The following is a 20,145-nucleotide window of genomic DNA, read 5'->3' as shown; positions in this document are numbered from 1 at the left end:
GTACCTGTCGGTACGACACGGCTATGGTTCGACCTGCACAGTCACCGACCGAGGAGTAGTTCCATGAACAAGCGTCTGGCCTCTTATTCAATTGCAGCACTGGCTGTTTCCGCGTTCTTCGTGGCACAACCTTCCGGTGTCGCGAACGCTGCCCCCTGCTCGGACGTCGACGTGTCGTTCGCCCGCGGAACCGGGGAATTCCCCGGCCTCGGTATCACCGGCAGGCCGTTCGTCGATCGGCTGAAGTCGGAGCTGTCGGACCGCTCGGTCAGTACGTACGCGGTGAACTACGCGGCCGACTTCACTCAGGCCAGCGCCGGCCCGGGATCACGTGACCTCGTCGCACACCTCACGTCCGTCGCAGCGTCGTGCCCGTCGACGACGTTCGTGATCGCGGGCTACTCGCAAGGGGCCACGGTGGTGACCAACGCTGTCGGCGTGCGAACCACCAGCAGCATCACCGGAGCAGTCATTCCGGCCGATCTCGCCGATCGCATCGACGCAGTAGTGGTGTTCGGCAACCCGCTCGGGCTCCGCGGCAGCAAGATCGAGACGGCCAGCGCCACGTACGGCCCGCGCACCCGGAGCTTCTGCAACTTCGGCGATCCGGTGTGCCAGATCGGCGGTTTCAACGCTTTCGCGCACGTTCAGTACGGGACCAACGGGTCCACCACCGAGGGTGCCCAGTTCGCCGCGGCGCAGGTCCGTAGCTGACCGAATCTCAGGGGCGCAGGTTCAATCCCGTCGTGGTCGAGAAGTAGTGCACGGTCTCGGCGCGCGGGGCGATTCGGATGACATCGCCCTGCGACGGAGTCGCGATATCAGGAATACGAGCGATGATCTGCGCCCCGACGGTTCCCAGATTCGACGCGTCCTCGGCGGTGTGGCCGTAGATGTAGGCGTCCGCACCGAGTTCCTCGACGACGTCGACGACGATGTCCGTACCGGAATCGGAGAGCGTCCACGCTTCCGGTCGCACGCCCATCGTCACTCGGCTGCAGTCGATGCGGTCGGCGATCGAACGCTCGATGGGCACCGACAGCGATCCGAGTTTCGCATTGCCTGCCACGACGTCAACATCGAACAGGTTCATGGCCGGTGAGCCGATGAAGCCTGCGACGAAGGCGTTGACCGGGCGCTCGTACAGATCCTTGGGGCTCGCGCACTGCTGCAGCACACCGGCTTTCATGATCGCCACGCGATCCCCCATCGTCATGGCCTCCACCTGGTCGTGGGTGACGTAGACGGTGGTGGTGCCGAGCCTGCGTTGGAGCAGCGAGATCTGCGTGCGAGTCTGCACGCGGAGCTTGGCATCGAGGTTGGACAGTGGCTCGTCCATGAGGAACACCTGCGGGTTCCGCACGATGGCGCGTCCCATCGCCACGCGCTGACGCTGACCTCCGGAGAGCGCCTTGGGTTTACGGCCCAGATAGTCGGTGAGGTCCAGGATCTTCGCGGCCTCCTCGACGCGTCGGCCCACCTCGGCCTTGTCCATTCCGGAGATCTGCAGTGCGAAGCCCATGTTCTTGGCGACGGTCATGTGCGGGTACAGCGCGTAGTTCTGAAACACCATCGCGATGTCGCGTTCCTTGGGTGCCAGTGAGGTGACATCCCGGTCGCCGATCTTGATGGCACCGTAGTCGACGTCCTCGAGACCGGCGAGCATCCGCAGCGAGGTGGACTTGCCGCAGCCGGAAGGCCCGACGAGTACCAGGAATTCGCCGTCCTCGATGGCGAGGTCCAACGATTCGACTGCCGCGACGTCCGATCCCGGGTAGAGCTTGGTGGCTCCTTCGTACGTGACCTGTGCCATGGGAGTGCTCCTTTGTATGGGTTAGAAGAATCGATGTGCGGAGCCGGCAGGCTCGGCGGTGAGGAAGGTGGGTTCCGGCAACCCGGATCGCGCTGCACTGGAGGCGATGTCGTCTGCTACTGCCTCGACGAGATCCGACGGCACCAGAGCGATGGCAGAGCCGCCGAAACCGCCGCCGGTCATCCGCGCTCCGTATGCGCCTGCCCGCAGAGCCGAGTCGACAGCGCTGTCGAGTTCAGGTGAGCTGACCTCGTAGTCGTCTCGCAACGACAGGTGCGACGCGGTCATCAACTCACCGAGCTCTGCTCCTGCGGCCCCGCGATCCAAGAGGGCCGCGGCCGCCTCGACGCGTCGAATCTCGCTGATGACATGGCGAACTCGTGCGATCAGCGTCTCGTCGTCGAGCCCCGCCGTCACCTGCTCGGGGTCGAGTCCGCGCAAAGTCGTCACCCCCAGTTCGGCGTACGCCGTCTCCAGGGCAGCGCGCCGGGCTCCGTACTGACCGTCGACAAGACGGTGCGGCGCATTGGTGTCGATCACCAGCAGCCGCGAGCCGGACCCGGCCAGATCGAGGGGAATCTGACGCGTCGAACCGTCGAGACAGTCGAGCAGCAGCGCGTGTCCCGGCTCGGCCGACATCGCAATGTTCTGGTCCATGCCGCCCGTCGATGCGCCGGCGATCTCGTTCTCGGCGCGAATACTGGCCTCGATCAGCACCTTTCGGTCGAGCCGAAGACCGAAGAGGTCGTCGAGCGCGAGGGCGAACGAGCATTCCAGGGCTGCCGAGCTCGACAGCCCCGAACCCACCGGCACCGAGGAGTGCACGGCCACATCGACTCCGCCGACGCCGTGATCCTGAAGTGCCCAGGACACACCCGCCACGTACGCGGCCCAGCCCGACGGGGTTCCCGGGGCGATCTCGCCGAGCTCACCGGTCCACGACTCGTCGGTGTGCGTCGATACGGCCCGCATGGTCGAGTCCTCGCGGCGACGCACAGCGACCGCGGTGGCATACGGCAGCGCGAACGGCAACACGAGTCCGCCTGCGTAATCGATGTGCTCACCGATGAGATTGACGCGTCCCGGTGCGATCCAGACGCCGTCGGGGTCACCGCCGAATGCACTGCGGAACAACTCGGCTGCACCGTCTGCGAGGTCCTCCTCGGCAATCACATCGAGCCAGTTCACGCCAGTACCTCGCGCAACCGGTCTGCGATCCGCTCGGGAGTGGTGTCGTTGATCCAGGCTCCCATCGCAGATTCCGAACCGGCCAAGAACTTCATCCGACCGGGTGAGCGCATCATCGAAAACAGTTGCAGATGCAGGCGTCCCAGTTCACGATCGACTCCGACGGGCGCCTGATGCCAGGCAGCGATGTACGGCACCTCGTCGACGCCCTCGAAGAACGCGTCGACTCCGCGCAGCAGATCTCGGTAGACCACTGCCAGCTCGTCCCGCTCGACACCGTTCAACTCGGCGAGGTCCGCCACGTCGCGGCGAGGAGCGAGATGCACCTCGACCGGCCAGCGTGATGCTGCAGGCACGTACGCAACCCAGTGTTCGGTGTCGACGACGATCCGTCGACCCGAGCGGAGTTCGGCAGCGAGGACGTCGGCCAGCAACACTCGGCCCGTTCGCTCGAAGTGTCTGCGCGACTGTCGTATCAGCGCATCGGTACGCGGCGGGAGGTAGGGGTAGGCGTAGATCTGACCGTGCGGGTGGGTCAGGGTGACGCCGATTTCCTTACCGCGGTTCTCGAAGCAGAAGACCTGCGCAACGTCGGGGATGGCGGACAGGGCAGTGGTGCGATCGGCCCAGACATCGATGATGGTGCGGACACGAGAGAGCTCCAGCGACACGAAGGACGCATCGGGGTCACTGGCGAAGCAGATCACCTCGCATCGCCCGGTGCCCGGTGCCAGCGGCCACAGCGACTCTCCGTCCACCTCGGTCGGAAGTGATTGCTGCGCTGCGGTTTCGGACAGAGACGGGAAGCGATTCTCGAACACCACCACGTCGTAATCGGCCGCCGGAATCTCGGTGGCCGGACGGTCCGGTCGGCTCGGTGCCAACGGCGACGCGTCGGCCGGCGGCAGGAACGTGCGGTCCATCCGCTGTGCGGCGATGACGATCCATTCACCGGTGAGTACGTCGAATCGCATCTGCGACTGCGACATCGACGGCGACAGGGCTCGCGTATCGACCAGGTCGCGGGTAGCTCCCCCGGAGACGTAGGGCTCGGTGTCGTCGTAGTAGATCAGCTCACGGCCGTCGGCCAGAGTGGTCGATGTCTTGCGCATCGAGTGCGTCGTGGCGTCATGCGCGGTCATCGAGTGCTCGTTCCTCGTTCGTGTCGGGGGAGTGCTCTCCGGCGATCACCACGTCGTCGACCGTCTCGGACAACGCCTCGTGGACGCCGGGGTCGAGTCCGGCATCGGTGACGAACACGTCGACACGCGAAAGCGGAATGGTGTTGGCCAGCGCGCGAACACCCCACTTGGTGTGGTCGGCGAGGACGATGACGCGTCGAGACGACGCGACAAGTGCCTGATTGGTCTGTGCTTCCATGAGATTGGGGCAGGTGAGCCCGGATTCGATGTCCACACCGTGTGTTCCGAGAAACAGCATGTCCAGGTGGATACTCTGCAGGGCACTGACCGTCAGCGGTCCCACGAGCGCGTAGGACGGCGTGCGTTGTCCGCCGGTGAGCAGCACCGTCTGATCCGACCGGCCACCGGTGTGGAAGACATCGGCGACGGGCAGGGAGTTGGTGACGACGGTGATGTTCGGGACATCGAGCAGTTCCTGCGCGAGTGCGTGCGTCGTGGTGCCACCGGAGATGCCGATGGAAGTCCCGGGCCGCACGAATCGTGCAGCGGCACGGGCGATGGCGGCCTTGGCATCTCGATCGAGTTCGGACTTGGCCGAGAACCCCGGCTCGAACACACTCGCCGATCGCGGCAGCGTCACGCCGCCGTGCACCCGCTCGACCAGACCGCGGGCGACGAGCTCGTTGACGTCGCGTCGAATGGTCATGTCCGACACCGACAGTGCCGCGCCGAGATCTGCGACCTTGACCGCACCCTCGGCCGTCACCTGGTCCAGGATCTTCTGCTGACGCTGGTGGGCGAGCATCAGCGGGTCTCGGCGATCACAGCACTGCCACCTGCGGCCAGGATGAGTTCACCGTCGATCTGGGTACCGCCGACCAGGTCCGTACCCGAGGCAGGCACGCTGACCTTATCGGTTCCGTGGTTGAGTACGAAGAGCCAGGACTGCTCCCCTGCCGACCGTCGGACAATTTCCACGTCCGATCCGAGGTCGCGTCGGGTGTCGATATCGGCCGCAACGCAGAGCTTGTCGGTCAGTGCGGCCCAGCCTGTCGCGTCGGGAACGGTGGCCGCATACCAGGCAGCGCCGGTACCGACGGTGCGCTTGGTCAATGCGGGGACGCCCCGAAGATGGCCCTGGGTGTGCCGTGCCAGTACATCGACGTCCTCCGAGGCGGTCAGGTATTCGCTCCAGATCTCGCCGAGGGTCTCGTCGTCGAGAGTCAGGGCTTCCCCGTCGGCGAGCGGGAAGAACTCCTCGACGCGCACGCCGAGCAGGTCACGGAATGCGCCCGGGTAGCCGCCGAGTCGCACGTGGTCGTCCACGTCGGCGATTCCCGAGAAGGCGGTGACGAGTACCTGCGCGCCACCGTCGGCCGCGTCGGCTATCCGCGCGGCGGTCTCGTCGCTGCACAGATACAGGGCCGGTACGACGATGACGTCGTAGTCACTCAGGTCCGTCGACGACGGGACGACATCGCAGGTCACGCCCGCGGAGGTGAATCCGTGATGTGCGCGTCGGGCAATCTCCATGGGCTGCATCGCCATCGACGGATGACCCTCCTGCTCGCATGCCCACTGCGATGCCCAGTCGAAGAGCACGGCAACTCGAGCATCGACGGTGCTTCCTGCGACCGGAGCCATGCGGCGTAGCGCCGCGCCGAGCTCGACCACCTCACGCCAGCGGGCGGAGTCCTCGCCTGCGTGCGGTACCAGCGCCGAATGGAACTTCTCCGCCCCTGCCTTGGACGCACGGAACTGGAAGTAGGCGATGCCGTCTGCTCCACGGGCCATGTGGGCCAGCGAGTTACGCATCATCTCGCCGGGCATCTTGGCTCGGTTGATGTGCTGCCAGTTGACGGCGCTGGTGGAATGCTCCATCAACAACCAGGGGCGACGGCCGGCAACGCCACGGGTGAGGTCGGCCGAGAACGAGAGCTTGTGATGCGCTGCGCCGTCGCCGGTCTCGGGGCCGACGAGGTAGTGGTCGGTGGAGACGATGTCCTGTTCCGGGGCCCAGGACGCGTAGTCCATGTTGCCGGCGAGCGCGGAGCCCTGGCCCATGCCCACCATGAAGTTCGTGGTGACCGGAACATCCGGGGTGATCCGGTTCAGCACGGCCTTCTCGGCGCGGTACTGCTCGAGCAGAGCGTCGGAGCAGAAGCGTCGCCAGTCGAGTTGGTGCGTCGGGTTGCCGAACGTGGTGCTCACCGAGGGAGGAACGATCTCGTCCCAGTCGCTGTAGCGCTGGCTCCAGAAGTCGGTGCCCCAGGCGGTATTGAGGGTCTCGAGGTCGATGTACCTGGCGCTGAGCCACTCTCGGAATGCGTGGGCGCTGTCGTCGGAGTAGCACAGTGCGTTGTGACAGCCGAGTTCGTTGGACACGTGCCACATGGCCAGCGCGGGATGCTCGCCGTAGCGGTGGGCCATCTTCTCGACCAGCACGAGTGAATGTTCCCGGTACACAGCGGAACTGGGGCTCCACGTCTGGCGGCTGCCGATGGCGTAGCGGTAGCCGCGCTCGTCCACCGGGCGCATCTGCGGGTACGCCGTGGCCAACCACGGCGGGGGTGACGAGGTGGCCGTGGCCAGGTCGACGCGAATGCCGCCCTCGTGCATCAGATCCATGACGCGGTCGAGCCATTCGAAGTCCCATGTCGACGCGGTCGGCTGCAGGCGCGCCCAGGAGAAGACTCCGACGGTCACGAAGTCGACGCCGGCCTCGTGCATCAACTCGACGTCGCGTCGCCAGACGTCCTCGGGCCACTGCTCGGGGTTGTAGTCGCCGCCGAAGGAGATTCCCTGGGTCGGCCAGGTGCTGCGTCGCGCTGTGTCCATGCTCACAATATGAACGAGACATTCTCAGATGTCAACATGAATGAACATTTTCGTACTGATGCAGGTGAGCGGGCCTCGAAGAGCTTGACAGACGCCGTAGCGTCGTGTTTCTGTAACCTGCATCACCCCGAACGGTCAGTCGAGCGCCGCGGAACTCACAGCGGAGATGTTCACTTCTGATCGTTATCGATACTTCTCGTCGAAGGACTTCCATGAACCCACACGAGTGGCCGCGCACGTGGCAGCCGTCCCGACGCGACTTCCTGCGATCAGCACTCGTCGCCGCGGGTGCGATCACCGCCGGTGGCGCACTGTCGTCGTGCTCGAACAGCGTCGACCCGAATGTCACCACGCTCGGCTCACGCTTGTCCGACCCCAACTCCAAGCTGGGTGTCGAGGACTTCGTCGCGATGTACCGACAGCAGACCGGGCGGCAGCTCGCCGTCAACACCGTCGACTCCACGTCGTTCCAGGAGAACGTCAACAACTACCTCCAGGGCACGCCCGACGATGTCGTCACCTGGATGGGTGGGTACCGGGTGAAGTACTTCGCCGAGAAGGGTCTGGTGGAGGACCTGTCGCCGATCTGGGCGAACCACGGCGGCGGCTTCAACGAGAGCTTCCGCGAGAACTCGACCGGCATGGACGGCAAGCAGTACCTGATCCCGTTCTTCTACTACCCGTGGGCGGTGTTCTACCGACCGAGCCTGTGGGCCGAGCGTGGGTACGAGCCCCCGGCGACGTACGACCAGTGGGTGGCGCTGAGCAAGCAGATGCAGGCCGACGGCCTCACCCCGATCGGCTTCGGTGCCCGCGACGGATGGCCACCGTTCGGAACGTTCGACTACCTCAATCTGCGGCTCAACGGCGTCGAGTTCCACCGAACCCTGCTCGCAGGCGACGTGAGCTGGACCGACAATCGCGTGCGCTCCGTGTTCGACACCTGGCGGGAACTGCTGCCGTTCCACCAGCCACAGCCACTGGGCCGCAAGATCGCCGACGCGCAGATGGCACTGCTGAACAAGAGCGTCGGGTCGCTCGTCGCCGGCATGTTCGTCGCCCAGAGCTTCCCCGCCGGTGCCGAACGCGACGATCTGGACTTCTTCACCTTCCCCGAACTCGACTCCGCCGTAGGAACATCCACGGTCGAGGCACCGATGGATGGGTTCATGATGCGCACCGACCCTCGCAACCGGCCCGGAGCCGAGGACTTCCTCACCTACATGACCGGCCCCGACCCTGCCGTCGCCTACGCGAAGCAGGATCCGCAGGCCATTCCCGCTCATCGTGATGCCGACCTGTCGAGTTTCCCTGCGCTGGTCCGCAAATCGGCGGACCTCGTGCAGAACGCCGAGGAGATCACCCAGTTCTTCGACCGCGATACCCGTCCCGATTTCGCGTCGATCGTCATGATCCCGGCCCTGCAGCAGTTCATCGGTAACCCCGACGATGTCGACGGCCTGGTACGCAGTATCGAACGCCAGAAGTCAGCGGTGTTCGGAACATGATCGTGCGCAGTGTGATTCGACGCCCATCATCCACTCGACATCGAGATCAGGTAATGCCATGACCGCACCCGAACGGGTCAAGTCGCCGAAGGTTCGGCGCAGTGTTCGCGAGAAGTGGACGATCGCGCTCATGCTCGGGGTCCCCGCGCTGATCGTCATCGGGCTCGTCTGGATTCCGACGATCTTCACGGTGATCCTGTCGTTCGCCCGCTGGGACGGCATCGGCGGCACGTCGAGCATCGAGTGGATCGGCACCCAGAACTACGTCGACGCGGTGCAGGCCTACCCGCCGTTCCAACAGGCCCTGCACAACAACGTGCTCTGGCTCGTCTTCCTGTTCCTCGTCCCCACCGTCATCGGTATCCTGCTGGCGATCCTTCTGGACAAGAACCTCAAGGGATCTCGGCTGTACCAGAGCATCTTCTACATTCCCGTGGTGCTGTCGATGGCCCTCATCGGCTTCATCTGGCAACTCATCTACTCCACCGAGGGTGGCGTCCTCAACAGCCTGCTGGGTACCGACGTCGACTGGCTCGGCGACCCGGACATCAACATCTGGGCCGTGATGGTCGCAGCCGGTTGGCGTCACACCGGTTACATCATGCTGTTGTACTTGGCCGGCCTCAAGGCCATCGATCCGTCCGTCCGCGAAGCCGCGGTGATGGACGGCGCCGGTCCGATCCGCACGTTCTTCAGCGTCATCTTCCCGCTGATGAAGAACACCAATCTGCTCATCGTCGTCATCACCGTCATCGAGGCACTGCGCGCCTTCGACCTGGTCTGGGTGATCAACAGGGGCAGAAACGGATTGGAACTGATATCGGCGTTGGTCACCGCCAACGTCGTCGGTGAAGCAGGCCGCATCGGCTTCGGCTCGGCCCTCGCGACAGTCATGCTTCTCATCTCTCTCGTCTTCATCGCCCTGTACCTCGCCATCGTTCTTCGGAGCAAAGACTGATGACCACTTCACTCACCCGCACAGCGCCTCCCGAGCGCGATCCGCTGACCCGCAACCGCACCGCCGTCGCCAACCGTCGGCGCGCAGGCACAGCCCAGATCGCGATGTACGTGCTGCTGACCGTCATGGCGCTCGTCTGGATGTTCCCGCTCGTGTGGGCGGTGTACAACTCGTTCCGCGACTACGACTACGTGTTACTCAACGGATACCTGTCCGTCGGCGGCTATACGTTCAGCAACTACATCGACTCGTGGCAGATCGGCGGGATCCCGCACTACTTCTTCAACTCGCTGATCATCACCGTGCCGTCGGTACTGCTCATCCTGTTCTTCGGCTCGATGGCGGCGTTCATCCTGGCCCGCTTCAGCTGGAAGTTCAACATCTTCATGCTCGCGGTGTTCATCGCAGGGAACCTGCTGCCCCAGCAGACGCTGCTCACGCCACTCTTCCGTCTGTACAACGCAATTCCCGTTCCGTACTGGATGAGTTCGTCGGGATCGCTGTACGACAGCTACTGGGGTCTGATCATCGTGCACGTCGCGTTCCAGACCGGGTTCTGCGTGTTCGTGCTGAGTAATTACATGAAAACCGTGCCGCACGAACTGCTCGAGGCCGCCACCGTCGACGGAGCGAGTCTGTTTCGTCAGTACTGGCAGGTGGTGATGCCGCTGTGCCGTCCGGCCTTGGCCGCACTCGCCACGCTGATGGTGACGTGGATCTACAACGACTTCTTCTGGGCTCTCGCCCTGATGGTCAGCGGCGACAAGCTCCCGGTGACGACGGCGCTGCAGAATCTGCAGGGTAGCTTCTTCACCGACACCAATCTGCTCGCCGCGGGCTCGGTGCTGGTGGCTCTACCGACAGTGCTCGTATTCGTTGCGCTGCAACGCCACTTCGTGTCCGGTCTGACGATGGGTGCCAACAAGTGAGTTTTTCCGCCCTTCGCCGTGACGGTGTCATGGTGATCCTCGGCCCGTCGTCCACCGCCGTTCCGGCTGTGCTGCACTGGGGTACCGACCTGGGCGAGCTGTCCGACAACGACCTCACCGAGGTGCGCAGGGCCGCGATCCCCGCTGTCCCGCATTCGAGCGTGGATGTGCCCAGGTGGCTCACCCTCGCACCCGGCGGCGACGACGCCTGGCAGGGAACACCGGCTCTGGCATTGCACCGCTCCGGCACCGTGCAATATCCGCGGTGGGCCGACGTCACCGTTCGTTCCGGTGAATTCCATTGTGCGGTGGAGGCGTCCGACTCCGAGTTGGGAATTGCATGGTCGATCGAGTTGTCACTCGAGGTCGGCGGTTCGCTCCGTGTGCGTCAGAGTGTGCGCAACGTCTCCGGTGGCCCGTTGACCGTCGACGGCGTCGTGACACTGATGCCGTTGCCGGACACTGCAACCGAACTACTCGACCTGACGGGACGGCATTGCCGCGAACGTACACCGCAGCGGCGACGGTTCGATCACGGCTCGACCGTGCGTGCCTCACGACGCGGAAGAACCGGGCACGACGCCACCCTGGTCCTCACTGCCGGGAGCGAGGGCTTCGGCTTCCGCGACGGCGAGGTGTGGGGTGCGCATGTCGCCTGGAGCGGTGATCACCTGCATCTGGCCGAGCGTCTACCCGAGCGGGCCGGACAGGCCTCGGGGGTTCTGGGTGGCGGCGAGCTGCTCGCGCCCGGCGAGGTGGTACTGCAGAGCGGCGACACCTACACGACCCCGTGGGTGCATTTTGTGTATTCCGCTGCAGGACTGGATGGTTCTGCGCAATCGTTGCACCGATGGATGCGATCTCGACCCGCGCATCCCACCTCGCCGCGTCCCGTGGTGTTGAACGTCTGGGAAGGCGTCTACTTCGATCACGATCTCACCCGACTCCGCGGGATCGCCGACGTCGCCGCGCACGTGGGCGTCGAACGATTCGTGCTCGACGACGGCTGGTTCCGACACCGACGCGACGACCGGGCCGGCCTCGGCGACTGGCAGGTGGACGAGGGCGTCTGGCCCGACGGGCTGGCCCCGCTGTTCGATCACGTTCGCGCCCTCGGCATGAGCCCAGGTCTGTGGTTCGAACCCGAGATGGTCAACCTGGATTCCGATATCGCTCGGGCCCATCCGGATTGGCTGCTCGCGGCACCCGGGCGGATCCCGCTGGAGTGGCGTCATCAGCTCGTGCTGGATCTGACCCGTCCGGAAGTGTTCGAGTATCTCCTCTCTGCCATCGATACGGTGCTGACGAACGAGCAGCCGGACTACGTGAAGTGGGACCACAACCGGGATCTGATGCTGGCGGTCGACTCCGACGGGCGAGCGGCGGTGCATGCCCAGACCTCGGCGTTCTATCGGTTGTTGGACGCGTTGCGTTCCCGGCATACCCGCATCGAATTCGAGTCCTGCGCATCCGGCGGCGCCCGCATCGACCTCGAGGTTCTCGAACACACCGACCGGGTGTGGGCGTCGGACACCAACGATCCACTCGAACGTCAACGCCTGCAACGATGGACGACGCAGTTGCTGCCGCCGGAGCTGATCGGATCGCATGTCGGTCCGCAGATCGCGCACACGTCCGGTCGATGGTCGACTCTTCAGTTCCGTTGCTTGACATCATTGTTCGGCCATGCCGGGCTGGAGATGGACGTCACCGAGCTGGCGGCGGAAGATCACGAATACCTGCGGTCGTGGACTTCGCTGTACAAGGAATTGCGCGGGTTGCTTCACACCGGCAACGTGGTACGCGCCGACCATCCCGACCCGAGTGTCTGGGTGCACGGCGTCGTGGCAGCGGACTGCTCGGAGGCCGCATATGCGGTGGTGCGGATGGACACCTCGCCCGAGGATCGCACCGATCGGGTTCGGCTTCCCGGTCTCGATCCGATCGTTCGGTATCGGGTCGAATTCGTGCGGGAACTCAGCGATCTGGGCAACGGAATAGCACTGCCGCCGTGGATAGCCGACGGTGGAGTGGTCGAGCTGTCGGGTTCGATGTTGGCTCGGGCTGGCGTGGCACTACCGGTGTTGTTCCCGCAGACCGGGGTGTTGCTCAGGGTGCAAGCCGTCTGAACTGTGAATCGGCTCCTCAGTTCTGGATTTCCGACTGCGATCAGAGGATGGAATCCGAATCCGAGGAGCCGATTCGCCGCTTCAGTCCCAATTCACCCGGGACGCCATGTTCAGTAGCTTCGCTCGACGCGTTTCGTTCGTTTCGCCGATTCGGGCGATGCGTCCGTGGACGTGAGCTCGGAAGTCGCTTCGGTCGTCGCGATTCTGCTCGGCTGCGCCGGTGGCAATGCAGTTGTGCAGCAGCGCCCTGAGAGTGTCGTACTCCTCTCGGGGCACTGCCGGCCACGCGTTGACGACAAGCCCGGTCAGCTGTTGTCGCTGATGAGCGCGTCGAACCCTGGTCTTGTCGGGATGAATCGTGAAGCTTTCGTCGTGGGCGATCTGAGAAATCAGCCACAGCAGTCTGTCCACGTCGATGTCTGCACCACCGGAGAACGCCAGATCGTCGGCGTAGCGGCTGTAGCGGGCACCGACGGACCGGGCCAGGCCTGCGGCCCGGATATCGAGCTGTCGCGCAGCCAGATTCGCCAACGCGGGTGACGTGGGCGCGCCCTGCGGCAAGTGGGTGGCTCGAAGCCGCGCCGCAGTGGGACGGTCCACGCCGACCAATTCACCTGCCGGGGTGACCGTCGTGCAGAGCGCGGCGAGATTCGCCGCGACCTTCCTGGGATAGCCGACCGCCTCGAAGATCGCGACCACGCGATCGAACCCGATGGACGGAAAGAAGCGTCGAAGATCCACCGAGATCACCACGTCACGTTCGGAATGCGGCATCGCGAATGTTCTGGGACTTCGCGCTGTGCGAAACCCGTGCGCGGCGGGATGAGCCGGAATACGATCGAGAATGCGGCGCAGTATCTTTCGCTGAATCTCGCGCAATCGTGGTTTCGGCACCTCGAGCAACCGGATACCCTGACGCTTGTCGAGCCGTGCAGATCGATAGTGCTGCAGCGGGAACGGCGCGGCGCGTAGCCTGCCCTGCAGATCGGCGAACCATTCGATCTCCGAGATCGTCAAGTCCAGCGACCGCGCGAGCTGACCGGTGGTCTCGTACCGCGGTACCTCGAATCGCCAGGGCTTGTCACTGTGACGCGTCGGTCTCTGTGACGACACCGACGGCTCCGGAATGAACGGAAGGTCGCGCAGCAGAACGAAAGTCGATGCTTCGTCGAACGGCGGACTCGGATACAGATTGATGACCCGATCCGCCAACCACGACGCCTTGGCCGGGACGAGTGGCTCGAACGCCTCCTCGAGTCCGGACCGCGTCCATTCGGCGTCGGCAGCCAGGCGGGCCAGAGTCGCCGCTGCTCGCGGAGTGAACTCCCGCTCGATCACGGATGCCTACCGATCGGGTGCAGCGCTGTGAAATGCAACGGCGCGGGGCGACCGAAATCTTTCGTCCTCGGAGCGGGCAAGCACGCGGAGCGTGCAGAGCTGCTTCGGACGCAGTGCTCGATTCTCGTGATGTACCCAGGGGTTACCCCTGAGACCGGTCCCGCGGACCAACTCTCGCCCACGCGCCGCTGCATCCCTCCACCATGCCAAAGGGAGGCAGATCTGTCAGCGCGTTGCCCGCAGGACCGTCACGGAAGAATTGATTCGACTGCGCCCATGACGATCGTCGTCAACGACAGTCCGCCGGTTCCGAACGCCGCGGCCACGACGATGCCGATCAGAGCATCTTCACGAGTCGGTGTCGGCGGTTCGATCGTCCTGTTCATCATCGTGAACGGTAGTGACCACAACACCTCGACGCCCCCACCGAAAACGCGCGTCAACACCCCGAACTCGTTGTCGCCCCGATCCGACGGCCCGTCCAGCAGCGCACTGTCTTCGAGGTTCTTCGCCCGCAGCGTCAGAGTGCGCCCGCCGTACTGGATACCGACGCGGTAGGACCGTTTGAAGAGCCTCGCGCGGCCTGGATCGAGAACGATCTCTCGGCCGTCGATGCCGGCCCGCAGGTTCGCGGCAGTGCGCGTCCCGATCGGCACCTTGTCCGAGGTCCGAGGCCCCGTACGAGAGATCGTGACGGTCATGGGTACGCCCTCGCGATACGAACCGAAGATACTTTCGTCCCGATGGGTCAGGTCCGCTTCCCCGTAGATGCCTGTCTCGACCACTGCAGCGGTGAAGTCCGCGGAGTCATCGTCGCAATCCTGCATCTGCGCCACCCTGTCATAGATCCTGATCGTCTGGAATCGGCCCAGGTTCGGGAACCGACAGGGGTCGCGCTGCGTCCAAGGACGTAGACGTTCGTGAGAAATGGGTGAGGCAATGCGCAGGGCACGACGATGGATACTGGCGATGGCGGTGCTGCTGATCGCCGCAGGCTGCTCGAGCACCGCAGATGGGGACGCCGTCGCCGGCGCGACATCGAGTGCGGTGCCCAGTACGACGACCTCTGCGCCGACGCCTTGGGACCCATGCACCATCCCCGACGAGGCCATCGAGCGTGCAGGATTGAACGTGGACACCAAGGAATCGGGGGTGTTCGGGCGGGATCAATTCGGATTCAAGATCTGTGGCTGGGAAAACCAGGCGCCGCCGGAGAGCAAGTACTACGTGCGAATTTTCGTGGGGTTCCAAACCATCGACTGGATCAGCGACACGAGTCGTTTCGATGGACTGCGCCCTGTCCAGCTGGGCACTCGCGACGCTACTCAGTTTGAACAGATTTCCGCGACTGAATCACTCAACTGCGGCGTCGCCTACACGGCCGGTAGCGAACTGGTCATGTCAACGATCATCTCCGACGTGCTTGTCGATTCACCGCAATACGATCCGTGCACCGAGCTGAACTCGTTGATCGCGACGCTCGGTTCCGAACTTCCCAGTTGAACCGCACCCGACCGAAGGACACCTACCCATGGCCGATTTCGAGCAGAACGTTCTTGCTCATTGGCAAGACCTCAACGCCCAGGCCGACGCGGGCACGATCACCATTCCCTGCGATGTGGCCGCGAGGTGCGACGCAGCCTGCGTCGCATATCTTGCTCATCTGGGGAGGATGCAACGCAATGCTCTCGCCATCGACATAGCAACTCCATGGGGCGCCCTGAAGTCCGCCCAGGATCTACAAGCCAGGTTCGGACGCCTGGTCACCGGCACCGATCGGTCTCTCGACATCATTCTTCAGCAGCACATCGACGTCATCGAATCGATGCGGATGCTTTTTCGTCGCTACTTCGACGAGACCGAGGCTGCCGATGACCAGACAGCTGCGAACATAACCGCGCTCGCTCCGGAGAACTGATAGACCGCCGCTGTCGCCGGACCGCCGCTATCCCGCCCGCACCCGAAGCGCCCGTCGCGTCACTGTCACGGTGGCCACCAACGCAAGAGCCGAACATCCCGCGACCACCCACACCACGGATGACCAATCGACGTGCAGACCGACCTCGGTTCCCGTCACCTGCGACAGGCCGGCCGCCATGCCGTACAGCGGCGGCACAGTGACGAGTACGCCCAGCAGGGAACCGATCGCCACGACGATCACGGTCTCCCCGACGGCCATCGACAGCAGCTGGCGGGCACTGCCTCCGGAGGCTTTCAGAACAGCAGTGTCGGGCCCGCGACGATATGCCGACATTGCCAGACTGTTCGCAATCGCAAGCCCGCTGTATCCCACCGTCATTGCCATCAACACCGTCGCAAGCCAATTGGTGAGCCGCGCGTCGACCATGTAGTCCTGCAGCGCAAAACTGTAGGCGTCCTCGACCTTTGCACCGGAGGTCAGGTGTGTCGGTGCCTGATCTTCCGGCAGGAACACGATATCGGTCAACGCTGACGGATCATGACTGCGCACCAAGTCACGAGGTAGTACGAACGACCCGCGGGCGGGATCGAGTGGAAGCACCTGCGACACCACAACGTTCTCGTAGTTCCCGTCCACGAACTGCACCGACAGCGACTCACCGGCTTCGACACCGAGCAACGTCGCAGTCGGCTCGTCGAGCACCGCCTGTCCCGGGGCGGCATACCGCTCGTCGAAGCTACCCACTGCGTCGATGACCACAACGTCGTTCGCAGCTCTCGAAACGAACACCCGAGTCGGCAGACCGGCTCGCGTTCCGACCGGGCCGGCACCTGTTTCGGCCACGACCTCATCACTCAGCCCTGCTGTTCCATCGGATGTCACGAGCGCCAGACCACGCAGTTGCTCGGCCTGTTCCGACGGATATGCCGCGGCCATCGTCTGCACCATTCCGCTCAGTAGCACCGCAAAGCCGACTGCAGCGATGACAGGGGCAGCGGTAGCAGCAGCGCGTCGGGTACTCGTGGTCAGTTCCGCTCTGACGAGCATCATTGCTGCCGAGCGGGATCCGCGTTCGAGCGGCCACGTCACGATGCGTGCGATCGGTCCGATCACGACCGGTGCAAGCAGCGATGCAGCAACGATCAACAGCATGGCGGCACCGATTGCGGTGTTGATTCTGCTGTCGGATCCGGTTGTCGCTGTCAGCACTGTCGCACCCACACCGCCGATGAGCGCGACAAGTCCGGCGACCCACCGCGACCTCGTCATCGGACGTCGTTCTACTGCGGCGGTGAGCAGCGCCTCGATCGGAGCAACCCTGGTAGCGGACCGAGCGACTGCCCAGGCACCGACCACCGCAACCAAGACCCCGATCCCGACGGTGAGGAGCAAGGGCCACAACGAGATACGAAGCTCGAAATCCGGTGGTTGGACGTCGAGGTTCAACAGCAGGATCCGAAGCGCCGGAGCTGCAGCAACCCCGAACGCGGCACCGACCAGACCGCCGACGAGGCCGATTGCCGCAGCCTCACCGAGCACCATGCGCCGGACTTGTCCCGGCGACGCACCGACAGCCCTGAGCAAGCCGATCTCCCGCCGGCGTTCGGACATGGCAAGAGCGAGTGTCGATCCGACAACGAAGACGGTCGTGAACAAGCCCAATGCGGACATCGCGGTCACCAGCTGAGTGCCGAGGTTTCTTCGGTGTGAAACGAACTCCGGCTCGAGAGCAGCGCGATCGGAGCCGGTAGCAATCCGACCTCGATCGCCCAGTCGCTGCTCGGCCTTCCTCACGATGTCGTCGATGCTCGAATCGGGTGACGCTACGATCCCGATCGCGCGCACTCCGGGATCGAGTTGCGCTGCAACGCTGTCGGCAAAGTAGAACCCCTCGCCGTCCAGTGTTCCCGACACCGTGAAACTCTCGATCCCCGACGCGAGATTGACCGAGACCGGATCTCCAGGAGAAACTCCCACCGAACTCGGGACGACAATCTCGGCGGAATTCGACGGTGCAACACCGGATATCAACCGGTACGGCTTCAATTGCGCACTGGACCAGCCGTGTCCGGCTTCTTGTGCTCCCTCGTCCTCGATCGGCGCACCGTCGATGAACGGCTGGGCATAGAACGATCGGTCGATGATCACAGCTTCCGCTCCTGGTACCGAGCCGAGATCGTCGACGATCTGCCCAGCTCGGCTTGCGCTCCAAGGAATGAAGTCTGCTTTGCTACCGAACTCGTTCTGTGCCTGTGCAGGCAAGACCAGCACGGCTGCGCCTTCCAGTCGCGGCTGAACTACCGGGCGCGAGGAGTCGTAGACGATGAGTGTGGCGCTGATCAAGGCTGCCCCGAATGTCTTGGCCAACAACGCGGCCAGAAAGCTTCGCCAGGACGTCCGAACGTTGGCGCAAGCGAGCACCACTTCTCCAGCCCAGCCATCCGAGCCGTGATCACCGCAGCGTTGTCCGAGCGACTGCGGCCGATCTGCAGCGAGTCGACGATGCGACCGTCCTCGAGGAAGATCACCCTGTCCGCGTACGAGGCGGCGAGCGGGTCGTGGGTGACCATCACCGTGGTCTGGTGTTGATCGTCGACGAGCTTCCGCATCAACGACAGAACCTCTTTCGAGGTACGAGTGTCCAATGCGCCGGTCGGTTCGTCCGCGAAGAGCACATCCGGACGGGTGCTCAGAGCGCGCGCCAGGGCGACCCGTTGCTGCTGACCGCCCGACATCTCAGCGGGACGATGCGACGCGCGATCCTCGAGCCCCACTTCTGCCAGCGCTGCCGTCACCTCGTTCGTCGGAACGCGATCACCGGCGAATCGCACTGGCAGCTCGACGTTTTGAGCCGCGGTCAGTGAGCCCACGAGATTGAACGCCTGGAAGACGAAACCCACGTGCCGTCGCCGCAGCTCGTTCCGCGCTTTCTCGTCCAACGCGGCGATGTCGAAGCCTGCGATCGTGACGGTGCCATCGCTTGGATGATCGAGGCCCGCTGCGCACTGCAGGAGTGTCGACTTGCCAGAACCCGACGGCCCCATGATCGCAGTGAAGCTCCCCCGCTCGAAGTCCATCGACACGCCGTCGAGAGCCGAAACCGCACGATGCCCCTCGCCATGACCCTTCCGAACTCCGACGAGTCGAACCGCAACTTCATTCTGTCGAATCATGCACTCATCGAATCGGTTTCATCAACACAGCACAGTGACGCGCGCACTACGAAAAATCCGTGGGTCAGCCCTACCGAGTGAATCGCGAGATGTATCTACGATGGCAGTCCTTCGGCGGAGCGTGTTCGCATCGATACGGCAGCGATAGCGATCAATCCCGCAGGGGCGAGGATGTCGTAGACAAGCACGCCGCCGGTATTGCCCGGGGCGTGGTCACCGTTGGCGAACCATTGATAGAGGTGTCCTATCACCGCGCCCCAGAGAAAAGCTGCACTGCTCAGGCCGATGGTCATCAGTTCCCGCACAGAGGCGGCAGCGGCACGTATCGCCAGGACGGCCAGGGCCAGGTTGGCGAAGGCGATCTCGAACATGAACGGTGTGCAGGTGAAATCCGATTGCATCGGACATGACTTCGGGTGCGCCCAGGAATGCCGCCACCATCCACAGACTTCCACCCCCCAATGCGGCGATCGACCACCAGCGTTGCCACACCGCGATCTTTTCCTGCGAACCGACAGCACGCCGGCTGCGCAGAGTGCCACCGAGGATGGCCACGACTATCCAAACCGCGGGAAAGGCCGACTGCAGGGAGTAAGAGATGCTGTTCATGAGTTTCAGTCTTACCTTGTTAACATTCACACGTCAACACTGATAAGGTCGGTGCCGTGGACGAAGGGTTGGCGGACTTGTTGCACCGCGTTGTGCTCTTGCTGGGCGAAGCAGCACGGGCGCAACTCGACAGCCCTGACGGACCGACCTACAGCCAGCTGCGGATTCTCGGAACTCTGGACGACATAGCGCCGGTCACCCAGCATGAACTGGCGCAGGCGATGTCGGTATCCGATCCGGCGATCAGCAGGGCGCTTCAGCCTCTACGCGAGACCGGGCTCGTCGACATCACCGTCGACCCCACGCACGCTCGACGCCGTCTGGTCCGCATTACCGACGCAGGCAGGCACACATTCCACTCGGCCGGGAAGCCGCTGCAAGATCAGTTCCGCGCAGCACTGATCGAGGCGGGCTTTCCGTACGACAGCTACCTCGAACACACCAAGCAACTCGCGGACCTTCTCGACGGAACCGCTCCTGGAGCGTCGAAAGATCAACCGGACGAATGAAATGCAGCAAAAGGGCACTTTCGTGACTCCCACGGTAGATCCAATTCCACGATCCACGCCCCCCGCGGGCATTTACGCCCCACGCACGCG

At 64.0% G+C, this 20,145-nt stretch carries 18 protein-coding genes and 1 pseudogene; 8 read left to right on the top strand and 11 right to left on the bottom strand.

Features of this window, described 5'->3' with window-relative positions; all coding sequences use genetic code 11:
• Positions 1-63: 63 nt before the first annotated feature.
• On the top strand, positions 64-714 hold the full coding sequence (locus AYK61_RS17425) for a cutinase family protein (protein ID WP_121871726.1): 651 nt from the start codon (positions 64-66) through the stop codon (positions 712-714).
• A gap of 7 nt (positions 715-721) precedes the next feature.
• Here the strand turns inward: AYK61_RS17425 and AYK61_RS17420 are convergent, their stop codons facing one another.
• Genes AYK61_RS17420 through AYK61_RS17400 form a run of 5 tightly spaced genes read right to left on the bottom strand, consistent with a single transcriptional unit; the run spans position 722 to position 6,981 of the window.
• The gene (locus tag AYK61_RS17420) at positions 722-1,813 is read right to left on the bottom strand and encodes an ABC transporter ATP-binding protein (RefSeq protein WP_121871725.1); all 1,092 of its coding nucleotides are present in this window, start codon (positions 1,811-1,813) and stop codon (positions 722-724) included.
• A 21-nt stretch (positions 1,814-1,834) separates the two neighbouring features.
• Positions 1,835-3,001 (bottom strand): galactokinase, encoded by a 1,167-nt coding sequence (gene galK, locus AYK61_RS17415; protein ID WP_121871724.1) that lies wholly within the window; start codon positions 2,999-3,001, stop codon positions 1,835-1,837.
• On the bottom strand, positions 2,998-4,113 hold the full coding sequence (gene galT, locus AYK61_RS17410) for a galactose-1-phosphate uridylyltransferase (RefSeq protein WP_121872848.1): 1,116 nt from the start codon (positions 4,111-4,113) through the stop codon (positions 2,998-3,000). Before galT ends, galK begins: the two co-directional genes overlap by 4 nt.
• A 16-nt stretch (positions 4,114-4,129) precedes the next feature.
• Complete coding sequence (locus AYK61_RS17405; RefSeq protein WP_121871723.1) at positions 4,130-4,948, bottom strand: DeoR/GlpR family DNA-binding transcription regulator; 819 nt, start codon at positions 4,946-4,948, stop codon at positions 4,130-4,132.
• Positions 4,948-6,981: a beta-galactosidase gene (locus AYK61_RS17400; RefSeq protein WP_121871722.1), complete on the bottom strand. Its 2,034-nt coding sequence runs from the start codon at positions 6,979-6,981 to the stop codon at positions 4,948-4,950. Before AYK61_RS17400 ends, AYK61_RS17405 begins: the two co-directional genes overlap by 1 nt.
• 212 nt (positions 6,982-7,193) lie before the next feature.
• On the opposite strand from AYK61_RS17400, the gene AYK61_RS17395 reads away from it, so the two are divergent.
• The 4 genes from AYK61_RS17395 to AYK61_RS17380 are packed head-to-tail and all read left to right on the top strand — an operon-like array spanning position 7,194 to position 12,505.
• Entirely contained in the window at positions 7,194-8,489 is a 1,296-nt protein-coding gene (locus AYK61_RS17395; protein ID WP_121871721.1) for an ABC transporter substrate-binding protein, read from the top strand.
• Between the two features lie 58 nt (positions 8,490-8,547).
• Positions 8,548-9,447 carry a carbohydrate ABC transporter permease gene (locus tag AYK61_RS17390; RefSeq protein WP_121871720.1) on the top strand — a complete coding sequence of 300 codons (900 nt, stop codon included), beginning with the start codon at positions 8,548-8,550 and terminating at the stop codon, positions 9,445-9,447.
• Entirely contained in the window at positions 9,447-10,376 is a 930-nt protein-coding gene (locus tag AYK61_RS17385) for a carbohydrate ABC transporter permease (protein WP_121871719.1), read from the top strand. The genes AYK61_RS17390 and AYK61_RS17385 overlap by 1 nt, the downstream gene beginning before the upstream one ends.
• Positions 10,373-12,505 (top strand): alpha-galactosidase, encoded by a 2,133-nt coding sequence (locus AYK61_RS17380; protein ID WP_259468104.1) that lies wholly within the window; start codon positions 10,373-10,375, stop codon positions 12,503-12,505. Before AYK61_RS17385 ends, AYK61_RS17380 begins: the two co-directional genes overlap by 4 nt.
• Positions 12,506-12,586: 81 nt before the next feature.
• Here AYK61_RS17380 and AYK61_RS17375 read toward each other — a convergent pair whose 3' ends face one another.
• Positions 12,587-13,843: a reverse transcriptase family protein gene (locus AYK61_RS17375; RefSeq protein ID WP_237669001.1), complete on the bottom strand. Its 1,257-nt coding sequence runs from the start codon at positions 13,841-13,843 to the stop codon at positions 12,587-12,589.
• A 248-nt stretch (positions 13,844-14,091) separates the two neighbouring features.
• Entirely contained in the window at positions 14,092-14,670 is a 579-nt protein-coding gene (locus AYK61_RS17370; protein WP_128644938.1) for a hypothetical protein, read from the bottom strand.
• Between the two features lie 100 nt (positions 14,671-14,770).
• On the opposite strand from AYK61_RS17370, the gene AYK61_RS17365 reads away from it, so the two are divergent.
• Both AYK61_RS17365 and AYK61_RS17360 read left to right on the top strand, forming a co-directional pair.
• Complete coding sequence (locus AYK61_RS17365) at positions 14,771-15,346, top strand: DUF3558 domain-containing protein (protein WP_310886835.1); 576 nt, start codon at positions 14,771-14,773, stop codon at positions 15,344-15,346.
• A 28-nt stretch (positions 15,347-15,374) separates the two neighbouring features.
• On the top strand, positions 15,375-15,761 hold the full coding sequence (locus AYK61_RS17360; RefSeq protein ID WP_121871717.1) for a hypothetical protein: 387 nt from the start codon (positions 15,375-15,377) through the stop codon (positions 15,759-15,761).
• 27 nt (positions 15,762-15,788) lie between these two features.
• Here AYK61_RS17360 and AYK61_RS17355 read toward each other — a convergent pair whose 3' ends face one another.
• The 4 genes and pseudogenes from AYK61_RS17355 to AYK61_RS28290 form a co-directional block, all read right to left on the bottom strand.
• Positions 15,789-18,185 (bottom strand): ABC transporter permease, encoded by a 2,397-nt coding sequence (locus AYK61_RS17355; RefSeq protein ID WP_183130330.1) that lies wholly within the window; start codon positions 18,183-18,185, stop codon positions 15,789-15,791.
• On the bottom strand, positions 18,104-18,937 hold the full coding sequence (locus AYK61_RS17350) for an ABC transporter ATP-binding protein (RefSeq protein ID WP_121871716.1): 834 nt from the start codon (positions 18,935-18,937) through the stop codon (positions 18,104-18,106). The genes AYK61_RS17355 and AYK61_RS17350 overlap by 82 nt, the downstream gene beginning before the upstream one ends.
• Positions 18,938-19,032: 95 nt before the next feature.
• Positions 19,033-19,338 carry a DUF6790 family protein gene (locus AYK61_RS27650; RefSeq protein ID WP_220709125.1) on the bottom strand — a complete coding sequence of 102 codons (306 nt, stop codon included), beginning with the start codon at positions 19,336-19,338 and terminating at the stop codon, positions 19,033-19,035.
• A 58-nt stretch (positions 19,339-19,396) separates the two neighbouring features.
• A pseudogene (locus tag AYK61_RS28290) lies at positions 19,397-19,546 on the bottom strand (hypothetical protein); the annotation flags it as partial.
• 56 nt (positions 19,547-19,602) lie between these two features.
• Here AYK61_RS28290 and AYK61_RS17340 point away from each other — a divergent pair.
• Positions 19,603-20,055 carry a MarR family winged helix-turn-helix transcriptional regulator gene (locus AYK61_RS17340; protein WP_121871715.1) on the top strand — a complete coding sequence of 151 codons (453 nt, stop codon included), beginning with the start codon at positions 19,603-19,605 and terminating at the stop codon, positions 20,053-20,055.
• Positions 20,056-20,145: the final 90 nt, after the last annotated feature.

This window comes from Rhodococcus sp. SBT000017, from assembly GCF_003688915.1.
Taxonomy (GTDB): Bacteria; Actinomycetota; Actinomycetes; order Mycobacteriales; family Mycobacteriaceae; genus Rhodococcoides.
Note: the sequence above shows the minus strand (reverse complement) of the source record. Positions and strands in the feature narration are given on the sequence as shown.

What these genes read in the sequence shown, in the direction of transcription:
- AYK61_RS17425 (WP_121871726.1), top strand. Translation starts at nt 64, where the DNA reads ATGAACAAGCGTCTGGCCTCTTATTCAATTGCAGCACTGGCTGTTTCC.
- AYK61_RS17420 (WP_121871725.1), bottom strand. Translation starts at nt 1,813, where the DNA reads ATGGCACAGGTCACGTACGAAGGAGCCACCAAGCTCTACCCGGGATCG.
- galT (WP_121872848.1), bottom strand. Translation starts at nt 4,113, where the DNA reads ATGCGCAAGACATCGACCACTCTGGCCGACGGCCGTGAGCTGATCTAC.
- AYK61_RS17405 (WP_121871723.1), bottom strand. Translation starts at nt 4,948, where the DNA reads ATGCTCGCCCACCAGCGTCAGCAGAAGATCCTGGACCAGGTGACGGCC.
- AYK61_RS17400 (WP_121871722.1), bottom strand. Translation starts at nt 6,981, where the DNA reads ATGGACACAGCGCGACGCAGCACCTGGCCGACCCAGGGAATCTCCTTC.
- AYK61_RS17395 (WP_121871721.1), top strand. Translation starts at nt 7,194, where the DNA reads ATGAACCCACACGAGTGGCCGCGCACGTGGCAGCCGTCCCGACGCGAC.
- AYK61_RS17390 (WP_121871720.1), top strand. Translation starts at nt 8,548, where the DNA reads ATGACCGCACCCGAACGGGTCAAGTCGCCGAAGGTTCGGCGCAGTGTT.
- AYK61_RS17385 (WP_121871719.1), top strand. Translation starts at nt 9,447, where the DNA reads ATGACCACTTCACTCACCCGCACAGCGCCTCCCGAGCGCGATCCGCTG.
- AYK61_RS17370 (WP_128644938.1), bottom strand. Translation starts at nt 14,670, where the DNA reads ATGCAGGATTGCGACGATGACTCCGCGGACTTCACCGCTGCAGTGGTC.
- AYK61_RS17365 (WP_310886835.1), top strand. Translation starts at nt 14,771, where the DNA reads ATGGGTGAGGCAATGCGCAGGGCACGACGATGGATACTGGCGATGGCG.
- AYK61_RS17360 (WP_121871717.1), top strand. Translation starts at nt 15,375, where the DNA reads ATGGCCGATTTCGAGCAGAACGTTCTTGCTCATTGGCAAGACCTCAAC.
- AYK61_RS17350 (WP_121871716.1), bottom strand. Translation starts at nt 18,937, where the DNA reads ATGATTCGACAGAATGAAGTTGCGGTTCGACTCGTCGGAGTTCGGAAG.
- AYK61_RS27650 (WP_220709125.1), bottom strand. Translation starts at nt 19,338, where the DNA reads ATGCAATCGGATTTCACCTGCACACCGTTCATGTTCGAGATCGCCTTC.